This window comes from Streptococcus anginosus subsp. whileyi MAS624 (genome assembly GCF_000478925.1).
Lineage (GTDB): Bacteria > Bacillota > Bacilli > Lactobacillales > Streptococcaceae > Streptococcus > Streptococcus whileyi.
Genome location: NZ_AP013072.1, coordinates 758136 through 776583, shown reverse-complemented (window position 1 = coordinate 776583; position 18448 = coordinate 758136). Strand labels below are relative to the sequence as shown.

The following is an 18448-nucleotide window of genomic DNA, read 5'->3' as shown; positions in this document are numbered from 1 at the left end:
CAATGCCCACTCGCAAACTTTTTTTGCTTTAAAACTGTTACAGCTGAATGGATTCTATTAGAAATTTTATTAAAAAAATGGTATGATTATTCTCATGAACATGAAAGAATTTACGGGATTAACCCACCAACAAGTCCAAGAAAAAATTGCTCAAGGACTTACCAATGATTTTACAGCCAATACAAGTACCAGCACCTGGCAAATCATCAAGCGCAATGTTTTTACGCTATTTAATGCACTAAATTTTGCAATTGCCCTGGCGCTTGTTGCTGTGCAAGCATGGAGCAACTTGGTTTTCTTTGCTGTTATCTGCTTCAATGCTTTCTCTGGTATTGTCACAGAGTTACGTGCCAAGCACATGGTTGATAAACTCAATCTCTTAAATAAAGAAAAGATTAGTGTTATCCGTATCGGGCAAACCACATCTATCAATCCAGAAGAGTTAGTTCTAGGTGATGTGATTCGTTTGAGCGCAGGTGAGCAGATTCCAAGTGACGCAACTGTTTTAGACGGTTTTGCAGAAGTGAACGAAGCCATGTTGACAGGTGAAAGTGACCTTGTTCAAAAGGAGATTGGGGAGCAATTGCTCTCAGGAAGTTTTCTTGCCAGCGGGCGTGTTATTGCCAAAATCACTCATGTAGGCTCTGATAATTATGCTTCTAAACTGATGCTAGAGGCTAAGACTGTCAAACCAATCAATTCTCGTATCATGAAATCCATGGACAGGATTGCAGGTTTTACAGGAAAAATCATTATCCCTTTCGGAATTGCGCTCTTTCTAGAAGCTCTCTTTGTAAAACATTTACCTGTCAAAGACTCAGTTGTCAATACCTCAACGGCTCTTCTGGGAATGCTACCAAAAGGAATTGCTCTTTTAACGATTACTTCTCTTTTAACAGCTGTCATCAAGCTGGGCTTACGAAAAGTCCTCGTACAAGAAATGTACTCCGTTGAAACATTGGCCCGTGTTGATATGCTCTGTCTTGATAAGACAGGTACCATTACACAAGGGAAAATGCACGTTGAAACCTTCAGCCCACTCACAGAAGATTTTTCAGAACAAGCCATCTCTGACATTCTTAGTGCTTATATCACTGCAAGCGATGACAATAATCCAACTGCCCAAGCCATTCGCAAGCAATTTACTACTCCGACTGACTATCAAACAAGTAATATGATTCCATTTTCGAGTGACCGTAAATGGGGAGCTATGGAAATGTCGGACTTAGGTACTGTCTTTCTCGGTGCGCCTGAAATGCTCTTTCATGAAGAAATTGAGCTAGCACAGGAAGCTCAAAAGCGTGGTTCGCGTGTGCTCGCTTTAGCTATTAGTCCTGAACGCATTGACCATAAACACATTCACTTACCAAGTAGCATTCAACCCATTGCCATTTTAGAAATCACAGATCCGATTCGTGACGGAGCAGCTGATACTTTGGAATACTTACGCTCACAAGAAGTGGGCTTAAAAATCATCTCAGGTGACAATCCAATTACTGTATCAAACATTGCTGCAAAAGCAGGCTTTGCAAATTACCAAAGTTATGTTGACTGTTCAAAAGTAACGGTTCAAGAGTTGATTGAGCTAGCAGAAACAACTGCTATCTTTGGCCGCGTTTCTCCTCATCAAAAGAAACTTATCATTCAAACCCTGAAAAAAGCAGGACATACCACAGCAATGACTGGTGACGGAGTCAATGATATTCTAGCCTTACGGGAAGCAGACTGCTCCATTGCCATGGCTGAAGGGGATCCTGCAACCCGACAAGTTGCCAATCTCGTTTTGCTCAATTCTGACTTTAACGATGTCCCTGAAATTCTCTTTGAAGGACGCCGTGTTGTTAATAACATCGCCCGCATTGCACCAATTTTCCTCATTAAAACAACCTATTCGTTCATTTTGACAATCATTTGTATTTCTAGTATCTTACTGGGACGAGCAGAATGGCTCTTGGTCTTTCCATTTATCCCCATTCAAATCACCTTAATTGACCAATTTGTTGAAGGTTTACCACCTTTTGTCCTCACCTTTGAGCGCAATATCAAACCAGTCGAACCCGACTTTCTGAAAAAAGCTATTTTCAAAGCTCTACCTAGCGGGCTAATGGTCGTCTTTAGTGTTTTATTTGTCAATATTTTCGGTGGACTACATGGCTGGTCACAAATAGAAATCTCAACTCTGCTTTATTATTTATTAGGTTCCATCGGCTTTCTATCTGTTGTCCGTGCCTGCCTTCCACTCAATCTCTGGCGAATTCTGCTGATCCTCTGGTCGCTCATTGGCTTCTTCGGAACAGCCATTATCCTGCAAAAGTACATTGAAATCACTACCTTAACCAGCAACAGTTTGCCAATCTATTTCATTCTGATGCTCCTCTTTACAATTACTTTTATTGTTGTGACACACAGACAGAATGAACGGGAACAGAATTTGTAAAATTTAACCTATAGCAGTAAGAAAAACCGTACATTTTTGTCTTACTGCTTATTTTTATTGCTTCTTTTCCTCTACATCATGATATAATAAGGGTATATGGCAGAAATTCTTTTAAAAGACGGTGAGCGAATCAATCAGCTCTTTTCTACTGACGTCAAAATTATCCAAAATCGAGAGGTCTTTAGCTACTCAGTAGATAGCGTGCTCCTCTCTCGCTTTCCAAATTTACCTAAACGTGGTCTTATCGTGGATCTCTGTGCCGGAAATGGTGCTGTTGGACTTTTTGCAAGCACGCGCACGAAAGCCCAAATCATTGCTGTTGAGATTCAAGAACGTCTCGCAGATATGGCAGAGCGTTCTATTGAGCTAAATGGCTTAACCCACCAAATGCAGGTCATTCAGGATGATTTGAAATATCTCACCCACTATATCGACGGTAGTAAAGTGGACATGATTTTATGCAATCCGCCTTATTTTAAAGTGGATGAACATTCTAATCTCAATGCAAGTCGGCACTATCTGCTTGCACGGCATGAAATTGCGACCAATCTGGAAGAAATCTGTCAAATTTCCCAACGGGTCTTGAAATCCAACGGACGCTTAGCAATAGTTCATCGTCCCGAACGATTCCTTGATATTGTTGACACTATGACTGCTCACAATTTAGCACCAAAACGCATTCAATTTGTCTACCCAAAGGCAAATCGAAAAGCCAATATGCTTCTCATTGAAGCTATCAAAGACAGCTCTCGCGACGGGCTAAAAATCCTGCCACCGCTTTTCATTCACAATCAAGATGGCAGTTATACTCCAGAAATTCACGAAATTTATTATGGAAAATAAAGCCTTTATGTATGTCCTTGAATGTGCTGACGGTTCTCTCTACACAGGTTACACGACCGATGTCAAAAAACGACTTCATACGCATAATACCGGAAAAGGCGCCAAATACACGCGTACACGATTACCCGTTACTCTTTTGTATCAAGAAGAATTTCCCGACAAACCTTCTGCCATGTCAGCCGAGGCCCTCTTTAAAAGAAAAACACGACAACAAAAATTAGAATATATCAACGAGCATAAGAAAAAGGGGTGAGATTATGCTCAAGATAGAAAATTTTTGAGTTCATAGTCTCACCCCTACAAGCTTATTCGACAGTTTGATAGGCTGTTGAAGTGCCCAATTAAAGGAAACGAAGTTTTCATCAAAAGTATTCTTCCGAACCTGAAAAGCGATAACCTTGAAATTTAAAGAAGCTCTCTCCAATTGCTCAAAGCATAGCTTTGAGCAATTGGAGAGAGCTTCTGTGCTTTATTAAACTGCACACTTTTAAACTAAAGACTTTCGTCCTAGCCTCGCCTCTTTTTATACTATCTATTTGTAGGTTGAATCATTTATATTTCCAGCTATTTAAACAATAGCAGTTATTCCAATATTATTTTTCAACAATTCCATTTGGAATAATGACTTCTCGAAGGAGCTGTTCTTCTTCCTTGATACGATTGTATAGAACAATAATGTAGAACGGAAACAAAATGCAAAATGAAAGGAGAGCGTGGCAAAGAAGTGCTAAACCAATCAACTCCGGAATGATATTCAAGAAGTAATTTGGATGTTTGACATAACGGAAAAGCCAATGGTCAACAAATTGATGATTCTTAACCAGCATCAGCTTTACAGTCCAAATTTCCCCTAAAAGTTTTGTCACAACATAGAGCATAAACATCGCAAATATTAAGAGCCCTAGCCCCATAACACCGAGCGTATCAAAATGAACTTGACGTATTGTGGCTTCTGCAAAGCAAGAAAGGTAAAATAAAATATGAAGGATGGTGATATATTTGGTATTTTGAACGCCATATTCGCGGCCACCATTTGCCAGAATCGCCTTTTCGTTTTTAATAGATCGTTTCAAAAATACCAACCGAAATATAAATACCACCAAAACAATGAGTCCTGATAAAGTCATATGACCTCCTTATAAAAATGTTCTATTCCATTATATAAAGAGGAATTTTTCAAGTCAATAGATTCCAAAAATATCACACAGACCGTAGGAAATTGTTACAAAAAATATATAAAGTAATATGCGACAATAAGAAATGGCAGTTTGACTGATAAGTATCAATACTGCCATTCAACTTCATTAACGAATTTCTCGCGTTTGCGATAGTTCTTTATACCAGTAAGCACTCTTTTTAGGGTAGCGCTCCTGTGTTTCAAAGTCAACATAGAAGAGACCATAACGTTTCTCATAGCCATTTGACCAAGAAAATACATCCATCAGCGACCATAAGAAGTAGCCTTTTACATTGGCGCCGTCCGCAATAGCATCAGCTAAAACTTCCAAATGTTTTTTAACATAGTCAATCCGAGCATCATCATAAACCGTATTATCTACAAACTCATCTTTATAGCCTAAACCATTTTCTGTGATGTAAATTTTCTTATAATTTGGATAATCTCGCTTAATTCGCATAATTTGGTCATATAAACCTTGTGGATAAATCATCCAATCCCAATCTGTACGAGGAACATCTACGTCAAATTCACGACGACCAACACCTTTTAACTGATATTTTGAGCCACCTTTATCTCCTTTAGAATTATGACTAATTTCAGTTTCTCCATCAAATTCACGCATCCAATCGCTCATATAATAGTTAATTCCCAGAAAATCATTCAAATCCTTAGCTGCTTCAAGAGCAGTAAAATCTTCATCACGCAAATCCAGTTCTCCACCATTGACAGCAAGAATATGATTGACACCTTCAATTGTTTTTGCTGAATAGTGACCAAGATAAGTGGCATCCAAAATAAATTTATTATGAATGATGTCTTCCAATTCTGCTGCTCGTACATCGCCAGGATTTTCCGGATTATAAGGATATTTTGTTGGCAAGGCATGTACAATACCAATTTCTCCCTTATACTGTTTATCTTTATATATCTTGATTGCCTGAGCATGCGCCACCATCATATTGTGATGAGATTGGAAAACTTTAGCAAAATCATAAGTAATGCCTGGAGGAAATTTCCCTACCATGTATTGTCCTTCTCCAATCGGACCAATTTCATTGAAAGTTGTCCAGAAATTAACTTCAGAAAATTCCTCAAAGCAAAATGCTGCATAATCTACAAAATATTTGATATTGTCACGGTTGAGAAAATCACCATTTGCATGAAGCGCCTCTGGTGTATCAAAATGGTGCAAGGTAACAAATGGTTCAACATGTCGTTTATGGCACTCCGCAAACAACCGATGATAAAATTCAACACCTTTTGGATTGACTTCACCATACCCAGCTGGAAAAATACGAGACCAAGCAATTGAAATACGAATCCCATTTACACCGAACTCTTCTGCCAACTTTAAATCAACAGGATATTTATGATAAAAGTCACTGGCAGGTTCTGCTGTGTACCAGTAGTTGTCTTCTAGATACTTATCCCACGCAACTGGGCCTTTCCCATCGGTGTGTGTTGCACCTTCTGCCTGATAAGCAGCCGTAGCACCACCAAATATAAAATCTCTAGGCAATGTTTTCGTCATGCTATTCTCCTTTTTGCTCAAACTGTTCTTGGACAAAGGCTAATGCACCTTTTCCATCACGGGTCAATTTGATGTACTGACCACCCTCTGTCTTAGCAAGTTTAATTCCTAATTTATCAGTTTCAATTTTAATATCCTCGTAATTAGAAGCAACTTGAGGAGCAAGAATGACTAATTGATATTCTGGTAAAATATCGCGGTGAGAACCATAACTTCCTGCCGCTGCTGTCACAGGGGCATTGTATTCTTTCGCTGCTTTTGTCAAGGCATTTGCTAAAAGACCGCTCGTTCCACCACCAGCACATAAAACGAGAACATTGGTTTGTTTTGAAATATTAGATTTTGCTTGCTTGTCAAAACTCTTTTCCAAAATCGCATCTGCTTTTCTCGTATCAAATTTTTCAGAAACCTTTTCTTTTAAATCATCAGAAACTTTGTCATTGAGTTCTTCTTCTAAAATTTGATTGTCATAAACTTTAACAAATGGATAATAGATAGCAATATCGACAAGAATGAGAGTAATCGCTAAAACAAATGACAACGGTGCGAGTGCTGTTCCCATGACAATACCAATTGGTGCTGGCGTTGTCCAAGGTAGGATAATACTGAAGCTGTTCATCCGCAAAACATCTACAAAGAACTTCATAATCCAAACATTGATAATTGGTGCAGAAACAAATGGAATAAAGAAAATTGGGTTCAAAACGATTGGAGCCCCAAATAAGATTGGCTCATTTACACCAAAGAACGTTGGCACAACAGACGCACGTCCAATCACCTTGTTGCGTTTTGATTTACATAACCACATGAACATAAACGGAACAACCAGTGTGGCACCTGTACCACCCATAGTAACTATAAAAGTCTGTGTTACTGGATTCAAAATTTTATCTGCATGCATACCCGCTTGTACAAGCTTAACATTTGCTTCAATATTTGCATAACTGATTGCTACTATCAAAGGTTCAACTACTGAAGGCCCGTGAATTCCAACAAACCAAAAGAAAGCATAGGCACCAAACACAATCGCCAAGCCGATATAGCCATCTGTAGCAGAAAACAGTGGTGCTAAGATTTTACCAACAGATTCTGCAACATTAGTTCCCAATGTTTGCCGAACAATTAAATCAAGTCCATAAAGAGACAGAATAGATAAAGCAAATGGAATCACATCTTTAAATACCTGTGCAATATTTGGTGGTACTTCTTCCGGAAGACGAATAGTGACATTATTTTTTATACATACCTTGTAGATATTAACTGTGATAAAAGCAGCTAGAAAAGCAGTCAGCAAACCTCTAGTCCCAAGAAGACCATTTGCAATACCATTCTTAATTGGATCCGCCGCCAACAGCAACAGACCGCAGACTGCAGCTAACATCGTTGAAAGAAAGTTAATTTGATTGGTCTTTTCCAATTTACGATTGACTGAATCCGTTAAAGATTTAGCAGTTGTTCCTGCAACTAAAACTGCCAAAAATCCCATCGTATAATTATAAGGTTTCATAATGAGTGCTAGATGTGCAGGCGCCCATTTAAAACCAAATATATTTGGTACAGCAGCAATCAGCAAGAAAATACTGGAAAACAAAACCGCTGGCATGCTGGCTATAAAACCATCACGTATCGCTTGCAAATAGATATTTCGAGAAATCTTCTCAAATAAAGGTTTTGCTTTTTCAATCTGTGCAATTAAAGTATTCATCTTCTTGCCTCCTTTTTGTATAGTTCAATGAAATGTTTCATTAAGTCTTTCAATAATAATGTTGTCATTAAATGATCTTGTCCATGCATCATGGTAACACTATAAGCCAAATCTTCTCCAGCCGCTTCTTTTGTCAGTAAATCAGTCTGTGCACGATGCGCGTCTGCAATGCATATATCTGCTTCTTTTACTAACTTTTCTGCCTGTTCAAATTCACCCTTCTGAGCAGCATTTAAAGCTTCTAATAATTTTGAACGAGCATCGCCTGCATAAGCTACGATTTCAAAGCCAAGTAATGTTATTTCTTCCCTATTCATTCGTATATTTCCTTTCCTATGTTTAATAGATTTATGTTATAGCAATCTTTGAATATGTAAAACTAAATATACACGCTCACTTTGATACAAATCAACTCCTGTCTCACGAGAGATAATATCATAAATCCCTATCGCAATTTTATATGCCTTAGGATAGGTAAGTCTGATTTGAGTTTCCATTTCCCTCAAAGATCGATTATCATCCCGACTTCTATCCAAAGAATCCAAGAAATAATTCAGATGAATCATGAAACGATCATAAAAGTTACTATTCTCTTTTGTTCTTCTAATTTCATTTCGTCTCAATTCTGCTTCAACCAAAATTAATAATTCTTTACGCTGATCTAGATGCTGTTGTCCAACTGTGCTTGTCGTTCCTTCTGCATTGATAAAATGAAAGGCAATCCGACTAATTTCATCATCCGGAAAACTATCCAATATTCGTTCTCGATATATATCAACCGCTTCTTTAGAAATCTGATAGGGAATCGGATACTTATCAGACGCATCTGGTAAATCACTTTCTTTATAGTTTCCCTGTATAACAGCTTGATAGGCACAATAAATATGATCTGCTAATGTGATGTAGATATACTCTTGTACTGGATAATTGTACTTTTTAGACAGACTTTCAATGATATCATAAGTAATTGTGATAAAGTCCAAAGGAACGTCTTTTAGAAGCGCAACAAAATTCTCTTTTGATTCCTCAGTTCTCAAATGAAAGATTTTCTCGATCTTACTTTCAAGAACAACATCCCCTTTCCTTTTATTAAATGCTATGCCGCTACCAATCAGCATCACTTCTTCATGATGTTCATTTTTAGCTAAAGCAACATTATTATTCATAGGATGTACGATTCGGTACATATTATCCTCCTTACTGTATACTGAGTTTTCATAAAATAAAAAGTAACCACAAACAAATGGAAAATTAGAATAAATTTTTCACATTTATCTGTGGTTACGCCTAATGAAGCTTAGTAACGCTCACCCTATTTAATTGTATATTTATTATAACATAAATAAGTTGTTTTGTAAACCCTTACGTGTTGTTTTTAAAACATTTTTTATGAAGTAAACTGCTACTAAACTTTTTATGGTATTCAAACTCTTTAGAATATCGTTATTTTTTCTTTCGATTTTTCTTGACAAAAAATCTCAAAACAGCAACTGAAGCTAAGATTGCAAAACCAACGAATGTAAGATTTGAATTTATCGTATTTGCTTTAGGTAATGAATTTCCTCTTGTTTCCTCCGCATCGTTAGAAGGCTGATTAGTTTCTGCCGAATAAGAATTGGTAGATGGAGGTGTGGATCCATCTTGCACATTTGGATTCTTCGGATGAGAACTATCACCAGGAGCCGGTTTTTCAGATGTTGACCCGTCAGGACTCTTACCCTCTTTATCTTTATCTTTTGGATCTGGGGTCGCTTTGTCCTTTTTAAATTTTAAGATATAGGTATTTCCCTCGTTCTCTTGTGATTCTAAAATCCAACCAGCTGCTTTGCGTTGTGCAATTTCATCATCTATTTTTTTCTTAAAATCTGTCAATTTTAATTGTTTAAAGACTTGAGATTTCGCAAGTACTCCATTTTCCATTATTTTTAACGTATAATCTTTTCGCTCAATGGCAACTAAACCTTCACGTGCTGTCTTTAGTGCGTTTGCATAAGCATCAACTTTTGCTTGATCTGCACGACTTAAATCTCGATTGATAGAATCCATCACTTGCTTTAATTTCGCAACACTTTCAGAAGTATAATCTTCTAAGTTTTTAGGAACTTTACTTAACTCAGAATCTACCTGTTTATAGTTGGCTCGGAAGTAAGAAGGATTGCGTTCTACAAAGCGATCTATCCAACGAATGAAATTCTCTTTATTAAACGCTCGACGTGGCTCATCTGCCCAAGCAGCAATCATACTACCTAAAATTGGAATTTTTGCACCTTCAGATTTTGGTACAGAATCTAACGGTGTTTTATCCATTCCATTTAAGCCTTGTTCAAGATTATACCAGCCACTATGTTTCGTTTCACGTCCTAAAACATAGTACCACGCATCATTCGTATTTAGAATTTTATGTCCTTTTTCTGATAGATACTTGGAGGAAGCTACAGTATATCCGTTCCAACCAGCTGTCCAATAAGAAATAATAATGTCGGAATCAAAAGTACCTGAACTCCTATCGTTATTATAGTAGAACCCATCATTAAATGCCATTGGTTTCAAATGCAGATCTTTAACAATTTTTGCTAATTCATTTACATAATTGATAAATTTAGGATAATTTCCCGTTCGTTGCAAAAGACCAAAGCTGCTTTCCTTGCTGACATCATTGGCATATTCATCAAGACCAATATTAAAGATTTCGACCTTATTTGAGAAATATTCAGCGTATTTCTTAATGAGTGCTTTTGTAAAACGAACCGCATCCGAATTATTCAAATCAATCGTTCGTTTTGATTTTTTACCATTGTAACTAAATCGAGCATCTTTAATACCGAGTTGCTCCATTGCATCTAGAATAGCATCCATATGCCCCGGACTATTAATCGCTGGAATCAGAGCAATATTCTTTGTTTTCGCATATTGAAGAATGTCATTCATCTCAGCTTGTGTCAAATGATTGCCATGTGGATCTTTATAATAAGCGTCCGTTCCATGTACAATTGCTGCTTTTACTTCATCACTGCTATACGTTTTTCCATTCACTTTCAGAGTCATGTCATTTAACAAGAATCTCAAAGCATCATTTCCTAACAGAAGATGCAGATGTGTATAACCTCTCTTGCTTGCTTCATCAATAATTTCTTTGATTTGAGCAGCAGAGAAGTATTTGCGCCCTGCATCTAATGAAATAGCTTTCATTAATGCCAATTTTTGTTCTGGATTTTCAGGCTCTTTTTGATTTGGATTGGCAGAAATGATAAAGGTTTTCTTGACAGTACCTGTATACTTGCCCATACCCGTTACTGTAACTGTGGCCACAGTATCTTTATCTGCTTTACCGATATTATTTTCATAAGTCAACTTATAATCTTGACCCTCAGTTAATACTTCATTTCCCACTTTCACAACTGGTTTTGGCGTAAGGGCTTGTCCTGTATAAGCTATTTTATCTTCTTTTAAGGTCACATTTTTATCTGTCAATAGTATTTCATCAGAAGCTTTTTGAGTCGTTTCTCGAACTCGCAGTTCACTAGCCGATATGAACTTCTTAGAATTATCACTCAGAGTTTTTACACCGACCAATTTGAGATAGCGGGCTTTTACAGGAGCAAATGAGGCTTCCTGCCATTTTTCAACATCTGCAAAGCGACCTTTTGCGACTTTAAACCAATCTTTATTATTTTTGCTAGCATAAATTTCATAATCAATAATCTTACCATTTTGGATTTTATCCATCCGCTCAAGATAAGCTAAACCATTGATTGTTCTTATTTTTCCAGTATCAAAAGTTGCCCAAAGATTTCTTGCAGAAGTGCCTGCCCAATCAGAATGCCACATGCTATCCACATTAAAGTCATTCGCATTTTCAACCGCATTCTCTGCACCCGGCTGAACAGATCCTGCTGACAATGTAATATCTTTTCTCGGAACATATTTATCTTTAGCACTTGCTTTCGGATTTTCTGGAAGCAAACGTAGTGTATAGGTTTCATGCTGCGATTTATCTTCTGACTCTGTAAAGATTTTGGTTTCATCTTCCTTCGTCTGCACAACTGTAACAGCTACGTTTTTAGAAGGATTAGAAGCCGTAATTTTTCCTGAAGCTTGCGTGACAATGTCCTTTGTTAATTGTTTCCCTTTAATAATAACTTTATCACCAACTCGAATTTCACTTAATTTAGCTTCATTATACAAATCAAAAGTTTCAATCGCTGTCATCAATTCAATTTCTGAAATACCAAGAGACGATTTTCTATTTCCCAAATCAATATTCGTACTCTTCACATTGATTTTAAACTCAACTGCCGGTACAGCTTTTTCTAGTTCATAAGTGACTAATACATTGTTACCATCCAACTCTTTTCTACCAACAACTTTGGCTTTAATATTCTCTGGTTTTCCACCTTTTAAACGACTCCAAGTAAAGTTAGCTGCTTCAAGTTCTTTTCCTTTTTCTGGAATGCGCAACGACCAATTATCTTTGTTATAAACAATATTCACCAATTTAATATTTTGGGCGGTAGCATAATTAAAGGTCAACGTTGCGTTTGGATTGCCTTTTTGTGCCTCGTCGTAATTTGACCATCTCGTAGAGTTTGGTCCAGAAGTTGTGTTCGGTACCATCTGGCGTTTGCCATCATTAACTGCCGACAAAGTATCCGATGTTGTAGTAGCAGATAAGTCTGTCGTCAACGGCGCAACATTCGTTCCGAGCTGAACACCTTTCTCTGCAACTCGAACAGTTATTGTTACCGGGAATTTATCTCCTAGTACATCTGCAACTCCTTTTATCGTTACGGTACCAACTTTATCAAAAATACTACTGGTCGGTATCTTCCATGTAACAGGAAATTGTGCAGACAATAGATTACCACTTTTCACATAAGCTTGCACATATTTTGGAAGGTCTGGTACTCTGCCTTTTTCTACAGCTGTACTGATATTTTTCATAGCAGCTACATCTCCAACAATAGAAATCAAAATTTCTACTGTTATACCCGTATTTCCAATCTTTCCAAGCAATGTGAAATCTTTTCCTGAAGCCAAGCCTTTTGCTAATTGCTCTTTGTCAAAAGTTAATGATTCTTTTGATTCGACATTTTCACTATTTTTAACAGTGATTGTTTTTGGTAACTGAGGCGTTGCTCCTTTTTTCAAATAAATTGTTTTAGCTAGTTTATATTGATCAATATCTACAACTTCTTTTTTACCTGCTTGCACTTTAAATGTAACAGTACTTGTTGTCAAACCTTTAGACTTAGCTGTAACGGTTACTGTCCCAGACTTACCAGTCATCTTCACAATGGCTAGAACTTTCCCTGAAAAAGCTTTGCGATTTGTATCTTGATAAGATTGATGGTCAACGGCATTTCCATTGTCAATACCTACCAACTTAGCTGGCCCTGAAACCGAAAATTCAACCTTATTGTTAGCATCAGTTACCAAATTGCCTTTCGCATCTTGCACATCAACTCCTACATAGGCAAGTGAGTGATCGGTTACTTTAGAATCGACTTTACTTTCTAGTTTGGCTGCTAATTTAGTCGCTTTCCCAGCCATCTTCACTTCTTTTCGACCTTCTGTCTTGTTAATGACTTTACCATTTTCGTCATAAGCTATAGCTTTAAGATAACCTTTTTGTATGGTACCTTCCAAGTCAAATATAAATTTTTATGCTCTGCTGCTTGCTTATCATTTCCTTTATAGATTTGATAACTATGTCCTGCTTTGGTAGTAACTTTTGTAAATGCCTTTGTACCTAGATCAGTTTCAACACCTTTATCGCTAACATGAACTAATTTTACTTTGGCTGCATTGGAATAAACCGCAACTTCTACTTTGCCACCCTCTTTTTTAATGAGAGACTCATTCCAAGTCCCTGGCAAAACATGAAGCGTTTTAACTTTTTGATTCCATTGGCTTTGGTAGAAATAGTAGCTATCTTTAGGGAAACCAGCTGTATCAACAATTCCGAAATAAGAACTCTTTGGAGCAGGCCATGTCCCTACAGAACCAGATCCAATTCCATTCCATGGAGTAGGCTCACCAAGATAATCAAATCCCGTCCATACAAATTCACCTGCTACAAAATCGCGCTTAATCACATCATACCAAGCTTCGCTCGCAAGATGTCCCCAGCCAACTTTGCTTTGATCGTAAGAACTTAATTGCTTATCTAATCGTTGTTCTTGATTCTTAACATTATAAACACCACGACTGTTAATAGAAGAAGCTGTTTCAGATCCATAGATGAACCAATTTGGGTTCAACTTATGTCCCTCATCATATTGACTTCCATTTGCATAGTTATAACCAACAACACCTTGAAGTTTATTGTTAGTCAAGGCGTTTGCCATTCCAACAGAAGTAGTATCACGATTCTTTAAATAGTTGTCACCTAAAGTAGCCGGACGAGTTCCATCTACTTGGTCAATCCAATTAATTAATTGTGCTATCAGTTGAGGATAAGTGCCTGCAGAAGCTTTTGAAGTTCCTTCTGTTACTTCATTTCCTGTTGACCACATAATAATGGATGGATCATTAATCCCGCTCCGAACCATTTGTTTAATATGGTACTCTGCCCATGTCTGATCAGGTGACTCTACATTTGATAACCCTTCTACTGAGTTTCCGATTTTTTTATCAAAAAAACGTGTATAATCATAAGTGTTACCATTTTTATAGTCTCGCCAGCCATCAAAAGCCTCATCAATCAGTAACATTCCCATGCGATTCGCAATGTCTTTCAGGGCACGAGAAGCTGGGTTATGAGTAACACGAATAGCATTCACACCCATACGTTTTAGAATGCTGACTTGTCTTTCAATAGCATTGTAATAAGCAGCTGAACCTAAAGCACCTTGGTCATGGTGCATACTGACACCTTTCAATTTCATCGTTTGTCCATTGAGTGAAAAGCCCGTCTCACTATTAAAAGATGTATATCTAAAACCAGTTTCTTGATCGACAGTCTGAATCTTTTGGCCATTTTGGTACAGTTCTGTTCTCAACACATATAAAGTAGGATTGTCAGACGACCATAACTTCGGCTTGACGATTGAAAACTGTTGATTGACAGGTACTTTCTCACCTGATTTGACATCAACTGGTTGTGATAATTCTGATTCAGCAGCTTTTTGACCCAAACTACCGTCTTCTTTCCGCTCGTACAATATTGATTTTACACGAATCTGCGAAGCATTCCCTGATTGATTGTAAACCTTAGCAGTAACATGCACTTGACTTCCAGTTCCTGACTGAGCTGTCTGTGATAAATCTGGCGTTTTCATCACAATTCCATTGTCCGCCAAATGGACTGCAGGTGTAAATACTAATTGAAGCGAACGATAAATACCACTACCAGAATACCAGCGCGAACTTGGTATTTTATTCGTCACTTTAATAGCTATGGTATTCTCTTCCCCAACTTTTAAATATTTTGTTACATCAAAGGTAAATGATGTATAACCATTTGGATGAACTCCTAATGAATGGCCATTTACGAAAACTTCCGTTTCCATATAAGAGCCATCAAACTTAAGGTAGACACGTCCTTTTGCGATTGTTGCATTCACAGAAAACGTTTTACGATACCAGCCAATTCCGCCTAATTTATAACCACTCTCTGCTTCACCACTTTGGGTGTAGTCTTGTTTTAAACTAAAATCATGCGGTAAATTTAAAGTCTTCCAACTAGAATCATCATAATTCCTTTCTGATGCTCCTGGAAGTTCCCCCATCGCAAATTTCCACGCAGAATCAAAATTAACCGTTTTATCAGTTTTAAGGTAACGATTTACTTTGTACCATTGTTCTGGAGAGGTAGTGAAATTTTTTGACTGTTTTTTTCAGATTGATTTGTCAACAACTTTTTAGTTGGTTCTGTCTTATCCTCTCCGTTTTTTAACCCAGTTGAATTCACAGTATTTTTTTCCTTCTGTTTATAAAGTGCTGCTTGTGTATAGGTTGCAGCATCAACTTTATTTGATAACAAATTATCACCATCTACTGAAAATACACTATATAAAAACATACTAGAAACGATGAAACCAAAACTCAGTATGAGCTTTCGGATTGAGCTACACCGACACTTTTTTAAACATTGTCCTCTCTTCATATATTTTCCTTTCATTGAATTGTTAACCAGTTGTAACACCAAAATGCTCTTTTGCTTACTCTACTCTAAATGAATCCTCCTATATTTAAGATTTCTATAAAGATGGAATGCTATCATTTAGAAAATTCCATAAAACAAGCAAATTATCAATGTTATAAAGATCTCAATTGAATCTCTTGTATAATATGTTTTACATCCTCCTTATCTACTTTTGGAGTCCATTGCAGGCAGTTAGCTGTTGCATAAGCACAGGCACAAATGACAGCTTCTCTATCAACTCTCCCCCTACTTTCTAAAGCATGGCAGAGACTTCCAAGGAAAAAGTCGCCTGACGCAATAGGATTTTTAACATGAATTGTTGGAAACGTCAGTTGGAAAACATCATCTTTCAGGCGTGCTACGACTCCTTTTCCTCCCATTGTCACAATAAAATAGGGAATTTTAGTATATTCTTTGAGAAGTTTTGCTGCTTCTTCTGCAATTTCAACTGGACATCCTGTTAATTCTGTCAATTCTTCATCATTGATTTTTACAATGTCAGGTTGTACTGAAAAAGCTGCTTTTAGTGCGGCACCGCTTGTGTCTACTACTAAATTCACATCCTCTGGCAAAAGACGACCAATTTGTGCAATATAATCATCTGGCATCCCTTTCATTAAAGAACCTGAAAAGACAACATTGTCACCAGGTTTGATAGATTTTAAAAGATTCGCTGTAAATGTATCCAGCAGTTTTTCATCTAAATCAAAACCTTTTTCATAAACTAGATAAGTCTTTCCAGTTTCAGTATCAATCGTAATCGTGCAAGTACGGGTATTTTTCACTACTCTGGTCACAACAAGCGGAATGGAGTTTTCTTTATTTAACTGCTCAATGTATTCCCCCATTTTGCCACCCAGCATCGTATGAATACAAAAATTTCCTTGCTCTTCGCCTTTCTCGCAATTCAGGACATAAGCAACATTAAAACTTTTCCCACCAGCATTCTCGTGAACTTGACTTGGTCGGTTGACCACATCTTCTTTAAACTGACTAAGTAAAACTGTCCGATCCAAAGCTGGATTTGGACAAACTAAATGAATCATGTTTCTTCCTTTCTTTTTTTCAATCAAAAGCCAGACTATTTCAAAAGGAATAGTCTAGCTTATTGTTATCTTATTATTCTATTTTGCATTTGTAGCGTATTCTTCATTTCGCTTAATCATTTGTTTTCTATACCAAGCAAAGATACCAATATAGAACACTAGAAAGACAATAACACCAAAGATAGCTTTGATATCGCCTGTTGTAGCATTTCCGATTGTCCAACCAAGTAATTTTTCAATTGGGCCTTCAAGAGTAGAGTGGGTAATCAATTGTGTGCTAGCTACCCCTTTAGGAAATGCATCTACGCCTTTCGCTAAGTCCGTAACAAATGGCGCAATAAGGGTTCCAGAAAGAAGGAAGAGCGGAAGCAATAGAGTTCCAAATACAATCATTCGGATAAGCTTACCGCGTGTAACAACCAGAAGTGCCGGAGTAACACCCATTGCAATAATCCCAGCAAGTGGCAAAATACCATTTCCGACTTTAGAAAGAAGGACTGCTTCTACTAGCATAATTGGTGCTAAAACATTGGCACATGCCCAGATTTCTGCACGACCTGCGATAAATGGCCAGTCAAGTCCAATATTGAATTTACGTCCTTGAAGATGTTTTGTTGCAACATTTGTAATTCCTTGTGAAAGAGGTTCTACTGCTGCGATGAACCAAGAACCAATAAGTGAGAACAATTCCAAGCAGACACCAGCTGTCAAACCAAGAGATAACCAACCTTTGATAACAAGTGACCATTTTGCTGCTTCGGCAACGCCAGATACTGGATGCGGCGTTCCCATAATCCCAATTACAATCCCAAGGATAAATCCAATGAAGAATTTAGAGCCCCAGAAACCAATTTTCTTATTCAATTTTGCAGCGTCAAAGTCATATTTATCCAACCAAGGGAAGAATTTATCAAAAATCTTATCCAAAACCATGATAACTGGATTCATCATGTAGTTCATGTGAGTAGAGGTCATTGGTGATGAGCTAGGCGCATTGAGCAAGTCATCAAATGTTGGTTTCATTAAGTCAGAGTTAATAATTTTCATTACTCCGACAAGTACGACTGCAAGCGTTGCTACAAAGAGCGACACTCCTTGGCTAACACCATTATTATCCGCATACCATTTAATCAATAGACCTGTAATTGATAAATGCCAAATATCAAAAATATCAACATCTAAGGTATCCGTTTTTTTCGTAATTAACATCACAACATTGACGATGAGCATAATGAGTAAGAAGTAAAGCGTCCAAGCAGAACCCCATGTAATCGTCGCCAATGGTGCCCAACCAACGTCTGTAATATTGAGTTGAATTCCTGTATTTTCAACGAATTTCGCAAGTGAAGCCGAGAAAGCACCATTTAACATACCGATAATGGCACCAATACCCGTAAGAGCTATGGCAAGTTTAATACCACCTTCCAAGGCTTTGGAAAACTTCACTCCAAAGCATAAAGCAAGCACCGTCAAGACTATCAACATGATAATTGGTGCACCCATATCCAAAATGGGTTTAAAGAAGCGATTCGCTAAGTCAATAATGACATTCATAAAAAA

Annotated in this window: 13 protein-coding genes; 3 read left to right on the top strand and 10 right to left on the bottom strand. The window is 37.4% G+C overall.

Features of this window, described 5'->3' with window-relative positions:
* Window positions 1–82: 82 nt before the first annotated feature.
* The 3 genes from ANG_RS03975 to ANG_RS03965 all read left to right on the top strand — a co-directional run bounded on the left by ANG_RS03975 (window position 83) and on the right by ANG_RS03965 (window position 3533).
* Window positions 83–2437 (top strand): cation-translocating P-type ATPase, encoded by a 2355-nt coding sequence (locus ANG_RS03975; RefSeq protein ID WP_020999764.1) that lies wholly within the window; start codon window positions 83–85, stop codon window positions 2435–2437.
* 96 nt (window positions 2438–2533) lie between these two features.
* On the top strand, window positions 2534–3280 hold the full coding sequence (locus ANG_RS03970; protein WP_003035946.1) for a tRNA1(Val) (adenine(37)-N6)-methyltransferase: 747 nt from the start codon (window positions 2534–2536) through the stop codon (window positions 3278–3280).
* Window positions 3270–3533 carry a GIY-YIG nuclease family protein gene (locus ANG_RS03965; protein ID WP_025271682.1) on the top strand — a complete coding sequence of 88 codons (264 nt, stop codon included), beginning with the start codon at window positions 3270–3272 and terminating at the stop codon, window positions 3531–3533. The genes ANG_RS03970 and ANG_RS03965 overlap by 11 nt, the downstream gene beginning before the upstream one ends.
* Window positions 3534–3873: 340 nt before the next feature.
* On the opposite strand, the gene ANG_RS03960 is transcribed toward ANG_RS03965, so the two are convergent.
* From ANG_RS03960 to ANG_RS03915, 10 genes are all read right to left on the bottom strand, one after another.
* On the bottom strand, window positions 3874–4407 hold the full coding sequence (locus ANG_RS03960) for an isoprenylcysteine carboxyl methyltransferase family protein (protein ID WP_003036204.1): 534 nt from the start codon (window positions 4405–4407) through the stop codon (window positions 3874–3876).
* 177 nt (window positions 4408–4584) lie between these two features.
* Complete coding sequence (gene lacG / locus ANG_RS03955; protein WP_003036088.1) at window positions 4585–5991, bottom strand: 6-phospho-beta-galactosidase; 1407 nt, start codon at window positions 5989–5991, stop codon at window positions 4585–4587.
* A gap of 1 nt (window position 5992) precedes the next feature.
* The gene (locus tag ANG_RS03950) at window positions 5993–7696 is read right to left on the bottom strand and encodes a lactose-specific PTS transporter subunit EIIC (protein ID WP_020999765.1); all 1704 of its coding nucleotides are present in this window, start codon (window positions 7694–7696) and stop codon (window positions 5993–5995) included.
* Window positions 7693–8013 (bottom strand): PTS lactose/cellobiose transporter subunit IIA, encoded by a 321-nt coding sequence (locus ANG_RS03945; RefSeq protein WP_003036161.1) that lies wholly within the window; start codon window positions 8011–8013, stop codon window positions 7693–7695. The genes ANG_RS03950 and ANG_RS03945 overlap by 4 nt, the downstream gene beginning before the upstream one ends.
* Window positions 8014–8049: 36 nt before the next feature.
* A complete protein-coding gene (locus tag ANG_RS03940) occupies window positions 8050–8883 on the bottom strand; it encodes a PRD domain-containing protein (protein WP_003035884.1) in 834 nt (277 codons plus the stop codon).
* A gap of 256 nt (window positions 8884–9139) precedes the next feature.
* Window positions 9140–13342, bottom strand: coding sequence for a family 20 glycosylhydrolase (locus ANG_RS11560; RefSeq protein WP_269446322.1), 4203 nt, complete (start codon window positions 13340–13342; stop codon window positions 9140–9142).
* On the bottom strand, window positions 13303–15426 hold the full coding sequence (locus ANG_RS11355; protein WP_231847308.1) for a sugar-binding domain-containing protein: 2124 nt from the start codon (window positions 15424–15426) through the stop codon (window positions 13303–13305). The genes ANG_RS11560 and ANG_RS11355 overlap by 40 nt, the downstream gene beginning before the upstream one ends.
* Before the next feature lie 56 nt (window positions 15427–15482).
* Window positions 15483–15803, bottom strand: a complete 321-nt coding sequence (locus ANG_RS11350) for a hypothetical protein (protein WP_003035963.1) — start codon at window positions 15801–15803, stop codon at window positions 15483–15485.
* 152 nt (window positions 15804–15955) lie between these two features.
* Window positions 15956–16888, bottom strand: coding sequence for a 1-phosphofructokinase family hexose kinase (locus ANG_RS03920; protein WP_003036149.1), 933 nt, complete (start codon window positions 16886–16888; stop codon window positions 15956–15958).
* 78 nt (window positions 16889–16966) lie between these two features.
* Complete coding sequence (locus ANG_RS03915) at window positions 16967–18442, bottom strand: PTS galactitol transporter subunit IIC (protein ID WP_003036213.1); 1476 nt, start codon at window positions 18440–18442, stop codon at window positions 16967–16969.
* Between the last annotated feature and the right edge of the window lie 6 nt (window positions 18443–18448).

What these genes read in the sequence shown, in the direction of transcription:
- lacG (WP_003036088.1), bottom strand. Translation starts at nt 5,991, where the DNA reads ATGACGAAAACATTGCCTAGAGATTTTATATTTGGTGGTGCTACGGCT.
- ANG_RS03975 (WP_020999764.1), top strand. Translation starts at nt 83, where the DNA reads ATGATTATTCTCATGAACATGAAAGAATTTACGGGATTAACCCACCAA.
- ANG_RS03915 (WP_003036213.1), bottom strand. Translation starts at nt 18,442, where the DNA reads ATGAATGTCATTATTGACTTAGCGAATCGCTTCTTTAAACCCATTTTG.
- ANG_RS03920 (WP_003036149.1), bottom strand. Translation starts at nt 16,888, where the DNA reads ATGATTCATTTAGTTTGTCCAAATCCAGCTTTGGATCGGACAGTTTTA.
- ANG_RS03970 (WP_003035946.1), top strand. Translation starts at nt 2,534, where the DNA reads ATGGCAGAAATTCTTTTAAAAGACGGTGAGCGAATCAATCAGCTCTTT.
- ANG_RS03940 (WP_003035884.1), bottom strand. Translation starts at nt 8,883, where the DNA reads ATGTACCGAATCGTACATCCTATGAATAATAATGTTGCTTTAGCTAAA.
- ANG_RS11355 (WP_231847308.1), bottom strand. Translation starts at nt 15,426, where the DNA reads ATGGGGGAACTTCCAGGAGCATCAGAAAGGAATTATGATGATTCTAGT.
- ANG_RS03950 (WP_020999765.1), bottom strand. Translation starts at nt 7,696, where the DNA reads ATGAATACTTTAATTGCACAGATTGAAAAAGCAAAACCTTTATTTGAG.
- ANG_RS03960 (WP_003036204.1), bottom strand. Translation starts at nt 4,407, where the DNA reads ATGACTTTATCAGGACTCATTGTTTTGGTGGTATTTATATTTCGGTTG.
- ANG_RS03965 (WP_025271682.1), top strand. Translation starts at nt 3,270, where the DNA reads ATGGAAAATAAAGCCTTTATGTATGTCCTTGAATGTGCTGACGGTTCT.
- ANG_RS11350 (WP_003035963.1), bottom strand. Translation starts at nt 15,803, where the DNA reads ATGAAGAGAGGACAATGTTTAAAAAAGTGTCGGTGTAGCTCAATCCGA.
- ANG_RS03945 (WP_003036161.1), bottom strand. Translation starts at nt 8,013, where the DNA reads ATGAATAGGGAAGAAATAACATTACTTGGCTTTGAAATCGTAGCTTAT.